Annotated in this window: 11 protein-coding genes; all 11 read left to right on the forward strand. The window is 57.9% G+C overall.

Annotated features, from left to right (window positions below; all coding sequences use genetic code 11):
- A partial coding sequence (locus VD811_13850; protein HXV22066.1) for a tetratricopeptide repeat protein occupies positions 1-3,095 on the forward strand: 3,095 nt, incomplete at its 5' end.
- A gap of 89 nt (positions 3,096-3,184) precedes the next feature.
- Entirely contained in the window at positions 3,185-3,835 is a 651-nt protein-coding gene (locus tag VD811_13855) for a tetratricopeptide repeat protein (GenBank protein HXV22067.1), read from the forward strand.
- A gap of 8 nt (positions 3,836-3,843) precedes the next feature.
- Positions 3,844-4,119, forward strand: a complete 276-nt coding sequence (locus VD811_13860; GenBank protein ID HXV22068.1) for a hypothetical protein — start codon at positions 3,844-3,846, stop codon at positions 4,117-4,119.
- 28 nt (positions 4,120-4,147) lie between these two features.
- Entirely contained in the window at positions 4,148-4,801 is a 654-nt protein-coding gene (locus VD811_13865) for a MotA/TolQ/ExbB proton channel family protein (GenBank protein HXV22069.1), read from the forward strand.
- Positions 4,802-4,851: 50 nt separating this feature from the next.
- A complete protein-coding gene (locus VD811_13870; GenBank protein ID HXV22070.1) occupies positions 4,852-5,295 on the forward strand; it encodes a biopolymer transporter ExbD in 444 nt (147 codons plus the stop codon).
- Positions 5,292-5,786, forward strand: coding sequence for a biopolymer transporter ExbD (locus tag VD811_13875; protein ID HXV22071.1), 495 nt, complete (start codon positions 5,292-5,294; stop codon positions 5,784-5,786). The genes VD811_13870 and VD811_13875 overlap by 4 nt, the downstream gene beginning before the upstream one ends.
- A gap of 10 nt (positions 5,787-5,796) precedes the next feature.
- Entirely contained in the window at positions 5,797-7,284 is a 1,488-nt protein-coding gene (locus VD811_13880) for an AgmX/PglI C-terminal domain-containing protein (GenBank protein HXV22072.1), read from the forward strand.
- Between the two features lie 93 nt (positions 7,285-7,377).
- The gene (locus VD811_13885; GenBank protein HXV22073.1) at positions 7,378-8,358 is read left to right on the forward strand and encodes a hypothetical protein; all 981 of its coding nucleotides are present in this window, start codon (positions 7,378-7,380) and stop codon (positions 8,356-8,358) included.
- 40 nt (positions 8,359-8,398) lie between these two features.
- Positions 8,399-8,578: a hypothetical protein gene (locus VD811_13890; GenBank protein HXV22074.1), complete on the forward strand. Its 180-nt coding sequence runs from the start codon at positions 8,399-8,401 to the stop codon at positions 8,576-8,578.
- The gene (locus tag VD811_13895) at positions 8,578-9,969 is read left to right on the forward strand and encodes a rhomboid family intramembrane serine protease (protein ID HXV22075.1); all 1,392 of its coding nucleotides are present in this window, start codon (positions 8,578-8,580) and stop codon (positions 9,967-9,969) included. Before VD811_13890 ends, VD811_13895 begins: the two co-directional genes overlap by 1 nt.
- A gap of 202 nt (positions 9,970-10,171) precedes the next feature.
- Complete coding sequence (pal, locus tag VD811_13900) at positions 10,172-10,711, forward strand: peptidoglycan-associated lipoprotein Pal (protein ID HXV22076.1); 540 nt, start codon at positions 10,172-10,174, stop codon at positions 10,709-10,711.
- Positions 10,712-11,158 lie beyond the last annotated feature (447 nt).

An 11,158-nucleotide genomic window follows, 5' to 3' on the forward strand; every position in this document is an offset into this window, starting at 1 on the left:
TCGAGAAGGCGATCGAAAGCTACCAGCGCTTCCTGGCCGAGACGCCGGACTCCGCCTTGACGCCCGAGGCTATCCGTCGGCTGGCCGACCTGAAGGTCGAGAGAGAATACGGACTCCTCAGCGGCGGTCAGGAGGCGGCGAATCAACTGCCAGCCCATTCGCCCTCACCCGTGAGAGGCGCAGCCGCCGCTCAGGGCCAACCGATGCCCGGGCGTCCCCCACTCCACGCAGGGGAGGGGACGTCAAGCCTGGCGCCTGTATCGGTGGCGGAAGCCCTTCCGGAAGGGGCTGATGATCTCGAGAGGGCCGGGGCTCTCGAGGCAATCGAGCTCTACAAGAAACTGCTGAACGACTACCCTCTGTACGAGCGCAATGACCAGGTGTTGTACCAGATGTCCCGTGCCTACGAGGAATTGGGGAGGGTCGAGGAGGCCATGGAGGTCATGGGCCGACTGGTTAGCGACTTCCCACGGTCGCACTATATCGATGAAGTGCAGTTCCGACGTGCTGAATACTTCTTTACGCGCCGGCAATACCTGGATGCCGAAGATGCCTACACGACCATCGTGAAGATCGGCGTCAGTTCGTCTTTCTATCCGTTTGCCTTGTACAAATTGGGTTGGAACTTCTACAAGCAGGATCTCTATGAAGATGCGGTTCATAGGTTCATTGCGCTGCTGGATTACAAGGTGTCCGTCGGCTACGACTTCGCGCAGACCGAAGACGAGCAGGAGCGCAAGCGCATGGACGACACCTTCCGTGTTATCAGTCTGAGTTTTTCCAACCTCGGCGGCCCCGGTTCCGTAGTGGATTACTTTTCCAGTCACGGCACGCGCAGCTACGAAGACAGCGTCTACAGCAACCTCGGCGAATTTTACTTCGACAAGCGCCGCTACAATGATGCCGCCGCCACCTACGATGCCTTCGTGAGTCGCAATCCGTTTCACAAGATGTCGCCTCGCTTCCACATGCGGGTCATCGAAATTCATGCCGCCGGCGGCTTTCCCAGTCTCGTCCTGGATGCGAAAAAGGCATTCGCCAGGAATTACGGCCTGAAGAGCGAATACTGGCAGTACTTTGAGCCGAGTGCCCGTCCCGAAGTCCTGGGTTACCTGAAAACCAACCTGACGGACCTGGCCAATCATTACCACGCGCTCTACCAGGACCCGCGGCACCGGGAAGAAAAGCCGACGAATTTCGAACAGGCGCTGCATTGGTATCGGGAGTTTCTCACCTCGTTCCCGATGGACCTCGAATCGCCGACCATCAATTATCAGCTGGCCGATCTGCTTCTGGAAAACCGCTTGTTCGACCAGGCGGCAGTGGAATACGAAAAGACGGCCTATAACTATCCGCGCCATGAGAAATCATCCACGGCCGGCTATGCGGCGGTTTACGCCTACCGTGAGCATCTCGGCGCCGTCTCGCCGGCGGACATAGACCCGGTCAAGCGGGAGGTTGTCCGCAGTTCACTGAAGTTTGCCGAGACCTTCCCTGAACACGAGAAGGCGGCGATCGTCCTCGGGGCGGCCGCCGATGATCTCTACGCCATGAAGGATTTCGAGCCGGCACTGGCGGCCGCGCACAAGCTTATCGAGGCCTTTCCCGGCACTGAGACGGAGGTGCTGCGATCGGCCTGGCTTGTCGTCGGTCATTCGTCCTACGAACTTCTCCGCTACAGCGAGGCGGAAACTGCCTATGCGCAGGTTCTGGCCCTGCTGCCCGCGGACGACAAGACGCGCGATGCGCTGGTCGACAATCTCGCCGCATCGATTTACAAGCAGGGTGAACAGGCGAATGCCATCGCGGATTATCGGGCCGCGGCAGATCATTTCCTGCGGGTGGGCCGCATGGCCCCGACCTCCAGGATCAGGGCGACCGCCGAGTACGACGCGGGCGCTGCCCTGATCCTGCTCAAGGACTGGAAAATGGCGGCTACTGTGCTGACGGGATTCCGCAGCCTGTTCCCCGATCACGAACTGCAGCCCGAGGTGACCAAGAAAATGGCCTTCGTCTACCGGGAGGACGGGCAGCTTTCCCTGGCGGCCAACGAATTTGAACGCATCGAAAGGGAAGCCAAGGACGACGAGGTACGGCGGGAGGCCCTGCTGATCGCGGCGGAACTGCATGTGGAGGCGGGCAGCGGCGCCCGGGCGCTCGAGGTTTACCGGCGCTACGCGGACTATTTCCCCCGACCGGTGGAGCTCAACCTGGAGACGCGCAGCAAGATTGCCGAAATGCTGAAGGCGGAGAACGACCAGACGAACTATCTGAACGAGCTCAGGAAGATCGTCGCGATCGACGCAGCGGCAGGGGGCGAGCGTACCGACCGGACCCGGTATCTGGCCGCGCATGCCGCACTGGTGCTGGCGGAGCCGGGATATGAGCGGTTCGTTGAAGTGCGGCTGGCACAACCCTTCGAGGTCAACCTGCGCAGGAAACGGGATCTGATGAAGGGGTCCGTGCAGGAATTCGGCAAGCTCCTCGATTATGAAATCGGGGAGGTCACGGCCGCGGCGACCTATTATCTGGCCGAGATCAATGCCCACTTCAGCAAGGCCCTGATGGAGTCCGAGCGTCCCGAGGGGTTGAGCGCTATGGAACTGGAACAGTACGAGCTGGCCATCGAAGAGCAGGCGTATCCCTTCGAGGAGAAGGCCATTGAGGTCCACGAGAGCAATCTCAAGCTGATCTCCCAGGGCATCTACAACGGCTGGGTCGACAAGAGCCTGCAGAAACTGGCGGTGTTCGTGCCCGCGCGCTATGCCAAGCCGGAAGAAACCAGCGACATCGTCAGTTCGCTGGATACCTACATTTTCGCGCTGGAAAGGCCGTCACCGCCGGCAGCGCCGCTGGCCGAAGGACCTGTGCTCGATGCGGGAGCCATGCCTGAAGAGCCCGGCGAGCAGGTTGAAAACGCAGAAGCAGCGCCACTTTCGGAGCCAGCTCTAACTGAAGTGCCGATTCAGGTGGATGCGCTGGCGGAGGTGGTAGAACCGGTGAAGTTGGAAGTGCCTATTCAGGTAGATGCTCCGGGGGATGCAGAAGCGCCGGTGAGGGCCGCGGCGGCTCCGCCGGCCACTACAGTGCAATAAGAATGGATCGAGCGACGGGGAGCAATGCTATGCATGGCATAAAGACACAGCTGTTGCAGTGGTTAATAGTACGAATCCCATCCCGAGTCATGTTTCTGGGGATCGTTTTATCGGCTATTGCCGGGTGTGCCATCGTTGAAAAGCCTAAGACAGAGGCCGTAGATAAGGTACCCGTCCTGGCGGCGGAACCCTCCGTGCCGGCGGGTCCGGTGGTGGCGCCGCTTATGGATGGCCGGACGGGATTCATCATCACGGAAACACCCAGTATGGATGCAGAGGGGCGGAGGGATTTCGAGCACGCCCTCGCGATGATGAAAAACCAGGACTATGAAAAGGCCATCGAACTTATGGAAAAGGTGATCGAGAGGTCACCGGGAGTCACGGCGCCTTACGTCGACATTGCCATTGCCTATAAGCAAATCGACCAGTTGGAGCATGCTGAAAAGCATCTGAAAACGGCCCTGGAACTGGTTCCCGAGCACCCGGTGGCGAGTAATGAATACGGCTTGTTGTTACGCAAAGCCGGACGATTTGCCGAAGCCCGGACGATCTACGAAAAGACGCTCGCGACCTTTCCCGATTATCATCCGGCTCGCAGAAATCTCGGGATTCTCTGCGACCTGTACCTGAATGACCAGGCATGTGCCCTTGAACAATACGAGATTTACAGCGAGGCCATGCCCAAGGATGAACAAGTCAAAATGTGGGTTGCCGACCTGCGCGCCCGCCTTAAGCGATAGGAGGTGAAATGAATCGGATATTGGTTCTCATCTTGTGGGTAAGCCTGGTTTCAGTCGTAACGGCCATGGCTGAAGACAACGAATCTGAACCCAAGGAGCTTTCGGGCATGTCCATCGTCGGCAATGATGAAGCCCCGAAATCCCTGTATATCGTTCCGTGGAAAAGCTCCGAAATGGGCGTGGAGACCAGTTTGCAAAGGATGTTGAACGAGGGTGACGTGCCGGTGGACCGAGACGTCTTCATGCGGCAGCTGGCCTTTTATGAAGTCAGCACCGCTCAATAACAAACTTCATTAATGGGAGGATTGAGTAATGGGATCTATCTATTCGATGGTCAAGTTTTTTCAAGAGGGTGGGATTTTCATGTGGCCCATACTGCTCGTGTTTGCAGTTGGAACAGCCATCGCGGTTGAGCGCTGGATCCACCTGAACCGCATCCGGAACGAGAATCGCAAAATGTGGAACCTGCTGCATCCGATGCTGGTTGAAGGCGAATTCGACAAGGCACGGGAGGTGGTCAACGACGACAAGTCCACCATCTCGCAGATGCTGGGCATGGGGCTGGCGCGCCAGGGCGCGGTGCGGCGTCGTGAAGACATCGAGATCGCCATGGAAGAGAGCATGATGGAGATCATCCCACAGCTCGAAAAACGAACTTCCTATTTGGCTCTGCTCGCGAACATTGCCACCCTGCTTGGGCTCCTGGGCACCATCATGGGTCTGATCGAGGCGTTCACCGCGGTGTCCAACGCGAACCCTGCCGAAAAGGCCGACCTGTTGTCCGCCAGCATATCGGTCGCCATGAACACCACGGCATTTGGTCTGATAACCGCAATACCTCTGCTGTTGATCCATGCCAAGGTCGCCTCCACCACGGGGCAAATCATCGACAGCCTCGAGATGGCATCGGTCAAGGCGCTGAACAGTATCTCCAATTCCGCCAAACGCCAATTCCAGGCGGGCTGATTATGTCGAGACGACATCATTACAGGCGGCGGGCGGAAGGACCTTCCGAATTGGATATGACCACCTTCATGAATCTGATGGTGGTGCTCATACCGTTTCTGCTTATCGGTGCCGTTTTCTCACGCGTGACGGTCATGGAGTTGAGCGTGCCGACCGCCGCCGGTGGGGCGGCTATTGTAAAGCCAAACTTCACTATCGAAGTGATCGTTCGTGATGCCGGGCTGGAGATTGCCAACGGCTCGTCAGTGGTGGCTGCCATCCCGAAGACGGGGAATCAGTACGATCTGAAGTTGCTGTCCGAAATGCTCGTCCGCCTGAAGGCCGATTACCCGGAGAAGAAAGAGGCAACGGTTTTGATGGAGCCGGGAATCGAATACGACTACCTGATTCAGGTCATGGACACGCTTCGTGGCGCCGAAGTACGGGTGGCGGGGAGTGAAGTGATGCAGAAAGTAGAGCTGTTCCCCGACATATCGATTGGAGACGCGCCATGACGAATACCAGACGCCTAAGACGGATGGGGCGCAACAAGAAAAAGGTGCCAAGCCTGAACCTGACGTCGCTGATGGATGTCTTTACCATTCTGGTGTTCTTCCTGCTTTTCAACACGGGCTCCACTGAGGTTGTGGAATCCCCCAAGGAGATCAAACTGCCCCACTCGGTGATCGAGGCCAAGCCAAGGGAAACGGTCGTGATCATGGTCAGTCCGGAGGCTGTGCTGGTTCAGGGCCAAGCCGTGATCGGCACCCCCGAACTGCTTGCATCCAGGAATGAGACGATTGCGGCGGTAACCGCCCGGCTGGATCAGATTGAACGCAATATTATCGGGATAAGCACCAAGACGGTCGTCGACAGCAAGGAGGTCACCATCCTTGCAGATAAAACGATTCCGTTCAGTGCGCTCAAGAAAATAATGTCAACCTGCACGGGGTCTGGATACGGGAAGATTTCTCTCGCGGTCATCCAGAAGGCCTCGCAAAGCTAGGGTGAATCCCGTGAATACATCCTTATTGACACAGGAATTGGAGCCACTGAACGCGCAGATCGAGCAGACTCGGGCGAAACTCGAGGTGCTTGGAGGTGAGCTGCGCGTGGTAGAGGCAGAGCTCGAAACGTTTTCCGCCGACAGACAGCGGTTCGACGCCTTGCGGGATGCCTGCAATGCGCTCGACAAGCTGACCGAACTGAAAGCGGGCGAGCTCTTTTGGGAGGGAGTGCCGGAGGTTACCGATGCTGCCGGACACATTAATCGACTTCGGGGTCGGGTTGCCCGTTTCGAAGGAGAGATACGGGGGGTTCTGGAAAAACAGGCGGCGCTCAAGGCGCAGGTCAACGACGGCCTCAATGAGCTGGACTACCTGTTTGATGAGGTAAACGATGCCCATGCCCGTGATGAGCGGCGCAAGGAAGAATTCATCATCGAGCGGGAGATTTCCCCCGTTCCTCCCCGGGCGCTGGTCATGCCCTGGACTACCGATGGGGAGTGCGAAAAGCGCTTCCGCCGCGCCATGCTCACTGCGTTGTTCTTCAGCATGGTCCTTGGCTATCTCATTCCCCTCGTGAATGTGCCGGTGCCGGATCGGATGGCCCTCGTCGTTGAGATTCCGGAACGATTGGCCATGCTGGTCAAGAAGGAACCGCCCAGGCCGGAACCGGTGGCGGAGCGGCCCAGGGAAGAGAAGAAGCCGCAGACCGATCAGGGTCAAACCGAGAAGAAAACCCAACCTGAGCAGCAAAAACCTCAGGAGCGCCCGGCCGCCAAGGGAGAGCCGAAACCTGGAACCCCCGGCGAGGTCCAGCTCGCGCGGAAAAAAGCCGAAAACACCGGTCTTCTGGCGTTCAAGAGCGATTTTGCCGACCTCATGGAAGAAATCCCCGTGGCGAGGCTCGGCGCCGAGGCTCGTCTGAGCAAGGACGCCTCGCAGGCGGCAGGGCAGGCCCAGGCACAACGCTCGCTGGTGGCGATGCAGGCACAGGGATCCAGCGGCGGCATCGGCAATGCCGGCGTCAGCCGGAATCTCGGATATGGTGGCAGCGGCGGCGGAAATGGTGTCGGCAGGGGCGGCAGCGGCGGCGGTGGCGGCGGCGGCAATGCCGATCGAATTGGCGGGGTGGGTTTCGCCCGGGTAGAAAGTGCTGTCGCGGGCCTGGCCGAAGAGTCGCGGCCGCTCAGCTCGGGTGCTGGTCCGGCCCGAACCGATGAAGAAATCCAGATCGTATTCGACCGATACAAGGCGGCGCTCTATCGGATCTACAACACCGAATTGCGCAAGAATCCGACACTGCGCGGGAAGATCCTGATGCGAATCACCATCGAACCGGGTGGGGAAGTGTCCGCGTGTTCGGTGGAGTCCACCGATCTGGCCTCGCCAGAGTTGGTCGCCCAGATTGTCGAACGCGTCAAGCGGTTCAATTTCGGTCCGAAAGAAGACGTGCCGAAGACGACCATCTTGTATCCGATTGATTTCTTGCCCGCCGTTTAAAGGAGAGATTCAGGCGTTTGATTGCCATTTGCTCCGTTTATCAGCGAGGGGTAGCGAAGCTGCCGCAATCTTCAATGAGAACAGAGGGGAAAAATGAATCAAAAAATTTGGGTTGTTTCTGACGAGGAGTGGGAGAAATCACCGGCTAAAAGCCGGACCATCGATAACCAGAAAAGGGGGAATTTCGAGGAAAAAATCCGGACAGAGAGACGCCCTTTCCCCAAGGCCCCGCAAAAAAGTCCGGCATTGTCGTTCAGTTTCTCAATGTTCATATGGGGAAGCGGGCAGATGTATAGCCGGGATTACGGATCGGGATCGAAATTTCTGGCATCCATGCTTTTCTTTTACACGGGGCTATCTTGCCTCGTATTTTTCCCGTCTTCCGTAAGCCGGTTTATCTCTGAAATGGACATTCCGATGTTCGCGCCCATCATCGGGCTCGTCCTTTTCTTTATCGCCGGCCTCGTTGTATGGCTGTGCAATGCCATTGACGCCTATAACAGGGCTACAAATTCGAGGTCCGAACCTTTCCGGGGTGTGGACAATGGAATCTGGCCCCCTCTTTGTTCCTTTCTTTTCCCTGGATGGGGCCAGTTCCTGAACGGCCAGCCCAGAAAGGGGCTCTTCTTTTTGCTGTTCGGACTGGTGGGGATATCCTTCGCTTTCGTCCTGGTGATAACCCAGAACGTCTGGCCTGTTCTCAAGACCAGCCACGACAGGTTGATTCTCGAATTCTATCTGGCAGCCGCGTTTGCGGCCATACCACTCTCTATTCTGATGTGGATTGTTTCCATTTATGACGCCTGCGGACCAGACCGGGAACTCTCGCGGATTAAACCGGGCTTGCCCTTCGCTGGCTACAGGGTGCGGAAACAAGGGATCGTGCAAAACCTGATCCCGCGGGGCACAGTGATTCTTGGATTGTTGCTGGCCATTTCGGTGGGGATGCAATTTGTCCCCAAGAGCTATTATCTGGACTCCATGGAAAACATCCGTCATGAGATGCTCAGGAACAACATGGAAATGGTTCCGGAGCTGCTTGGCAAGGCGATCGTTTTTATCGATCGATTGTAGGGATGCGGGCGGAGGGGACCAGCTTCGAGGCCGGTGACAGGTGCACGTCCTGGTCGTCAAAGAAAATCTGGGTGCCGAAGGCCTTGAGCACCTTGTTCTTGGCGACGCCGCCAAGGAAAAAATGTCGTTCTGTTGGCAGGAGGGCATTCAGGGGAATCTTTCCGTTGATGTCAAGAAACTGGACCTTGCTCCCCGACCTGCGGCTAAGGAAAGGATGTAATGCAAGACGGATTGTACAAGATCGTTTTCAAGGGTGAGATCGGCTTTGAATTCGATGCGGAGGAGGTCAAGGAGAACCTGCAGAAATTCTGCGGGTTCGACCGAAAAACCGTTGATCGGCTTTTTTCCGGCGGCGCCTTTGTCCTGAAGAAAAATCTCGACGAGCTAAAAGCCAATAGTCTGTGCAATTCCTTCCATAAACTGGGTGCGTTAGCTGCCGTGGTACCGATGGAACCGGTGGCAAACGTCGCTGCACCCCGCAATGACGGGCCACCCGTCTCCCCGCCGCTCCAAGGTTCGGCTCCCTGTGTTTGCCCGGCCTGTGGACATAGCCAGGACAAGGGGGAAAGTTGTAACGCCTGTGGCATTTTCTTCACCAAATTCGCCCGTATACAGGAACGCAGGGCCCAGGAGTGGCTACCGCCTTCTGCAAGTCAGGGGGGGGCGTCGGTCGACGAGCCGATCGGGGTGGGAGGAACGTCATTTTTTGTCCGGATTGCGGGACAGCCGTTTTTGGTCCAGTGCGGCCTGCTCATCCTGGGGCTGGCCGGCCTGCAGGCCCTGCTCGGTCCAGGCCTGTTGTCCACCGGCTTCATCATCCTGCCGGTCATCTATCTGCTTTTCATCATGGTTCGCGGGGTGCTCGCCGAGCAGGAAGCAATGGCCGGCCTGGCGGAACATTTCAACGTCCTCTGGGAGCGGGTCGTGCCGGAGGAGTGCCGGCAGCAGTGGATCCCTTGGGGCACCTACGGCATCATCCTCCTTGACCTTCTGCTCTACTATGGTCTGACGCTTCATCTTGAACCCTCTACCCATAACCACCTGGCATTTGTGCCGGCGGAACCTGATTTCTGGGATGTGCCGCTGAGCGCCATCACCGCACTGTTTCTGCACACCGGGGGCTGGCAGCTCTGGGGGTGTGTGCTTTTCCTCTGGTCGGTCGGGCCCTTGGTCGAGAAGCGTCTCGGCAGCCGTCATTTTCTTGGTCTTTACCTGCTGTCGGGAATCGTTACCGGCGGTGCAGGGACCCTGATGTATCCGCTCTCTCTGCTGGGACCCCTGCATAGCCTCGGGTCGTCAGGAGCCATCGCCGGTCTGCTCGGATTCTTCGTTGCCCGAAGCACAGATCGGAGCATGGAATTCGCACCGCCCGTTTTGGACCTTCTCCCGTTGTTCACTCCCGTACGGCTCACGATTCGTCTCGACTTCCTTGCCTTTATCGGCCTCTTCTTCTATGCAAGTCTTGGAAGCGGCATCGATCCGCAAGGTGGACTGGCTGCCATCCTGGTCGGACATCTGATCCATGTTGTCGGGGTGCTGACGGGATTGGCAATCGGGGCGATGACCAACCCGGACCGCCTCGAATTAAAAAGACAAGAAGCTGCAGAGTGATTTCGGGAGGATAACGGTGGCGTGACCGGCGCAAGTGAACGGCTGGAATGTCCGAGTCGTCACCCCCTCCCGTTTTTTCCTGAAGAAATCCCGGCCGGGCCGCTTGCTCCTTCGGCAGGAGTGCCACTGCAGGCCGCCTCTGTTACGGGCTTTGCGGTCTGGCCACACACCAAAAACCCAACTGAAAAAGGAGTGAAACGCCATGAACAAATCGACCATGACCCTACTCGCTGCCGCCGCCTGCCTGCTGACTGCAAACGCCTGTGCCAAGAAACCCGTGGCTCCCGTCACCGAGATCGCGCCTCCGGCACCGGTAGTGCAGCCCAGGGTTGCGGACAGCGACAAGGCGCCGATGCCAGCGCCAGCCCGGCTCAACGCTGAACCGGTAAGCGAGGCCGCGGCGCCGGTCGCCTCCCTGCTGAAACTGGAGAAGTTATTCTTCGAGTTCGATGCGTACACCCTGACACCGGAAGCGCAGGCGATCCTCACTCGCAACGCCGAGTGGCTTCGGCAGAATCCGGCCGCCAGGCTGAGCATCGAGGGGCACTGCGATGAGCGGGGTTCGGACGAGTACAACCTGGCGCTGGGGCAACGCCGCGCCGAAGCCGTCAAGGATTATCTGGTGAGTCTCGGCGTTGCCGCCGAGCGTCTGAACAGCATCAGCTACGGCGAGGAGCGCCCGGCCGCTGCCGGCTCGGACGAAAGCGCCTGGTCGCAGAACCGTCGGGCCGAATTTCTCTAAGCAACCGCCCAAGCCGTAACCGGTGCCGGAACGGCCCAGGGAAGAGAAGAAACCGCAGGCCGACCAGGGGAAAATTGCCGGCAACGCATAGTGATGTTGCTTGCTATTTCGGAGGGGATGCCAGTGAGTCACTCTCGGCTCTGCCTGGAGTGACTCACTGGCCCCCAAAATATCCCTCAACCTGCTTCGCCTCAAACCGCACCAGATACCCTCAACGCCCTCACCAAAAGTAAATCAATCCCCCCCTCGATTGTCTGTTGTTTTTTATCAAAGTGTGTTGTAGGTTCCTAAATTGATTAGCTCACTCCGTCGGATGTAAGGCTGTGCGGTTTGCCTCCCCTCCCGGGCACCATCAAATTCGACGCACTTTGCTGTTCAAATCAGATGGCTTGGTACTTGCTAGGCACGGTGGTGTGCAAAAATATTCTGCCTGATTATTCTTTGCTG

Source organism: Desulfuromonadales bacterium, assembly GCA_035620395.1.
Classification (GTDB): Bacteria; Desulfobacterota; Desulfuromonadia; order Desulfuromonadales; family DASPGW01; genus DASPGW01.

What these genes read in the sequence shown, in the direction of transcription:
- VD811_13875 (HXV22071.1), top strand. Translation starts at nt 5,292, where the DNA reads ATGACGAATACCAGACGCCTAAGACGGATGGGGCGCAACAAGAAAAAG.
- VD811_13860 (HXV22068.1), top strand. Translation starts at nt 3,844, where the DNA reads ATGAATCGGATATTGGTTCTCATCTTGTGGGTAAGCCTGGTTTCAGTC.
- VD811_13855 (HXV22067.1), top strand. Translation starts at nt 3,185, where the DNA reads ATGTTTCTGGGGATCGTTTTATCGGCTATTGCCGGGTGTGCCATCGTT.
- VD811_13895 (HXV22075.1), top strand. Translation starts at nt 8,578, where the DNA reads ATGCAAGACGGATTGTACAAGATCGTTTTCAAGGGTGAGATCGGCTTT.
- pal (HXV22076.1), top strand. Translation starts at nt 10,172, where the DNA reads ATGAACAAATCGACCATGACCCTACTCGCTGCCGCCGCCTGCCTGCTG.
- VD811_13885 (HXV22073.1), top strand. Translation starts at nt 7,378, where the DNA reads ATGAATCAAAAAATTTGGGTTGTTTCTGACGAGGAGTGGGAGAAATCA.
- VD811_13865 (HXV22069.1), top strand. Translation starts at nt 4,148, where the DNA reads ATGGGATCTATCTATTCGATGGTCAAGTTTTTTCAAGAGGGTGGGATT.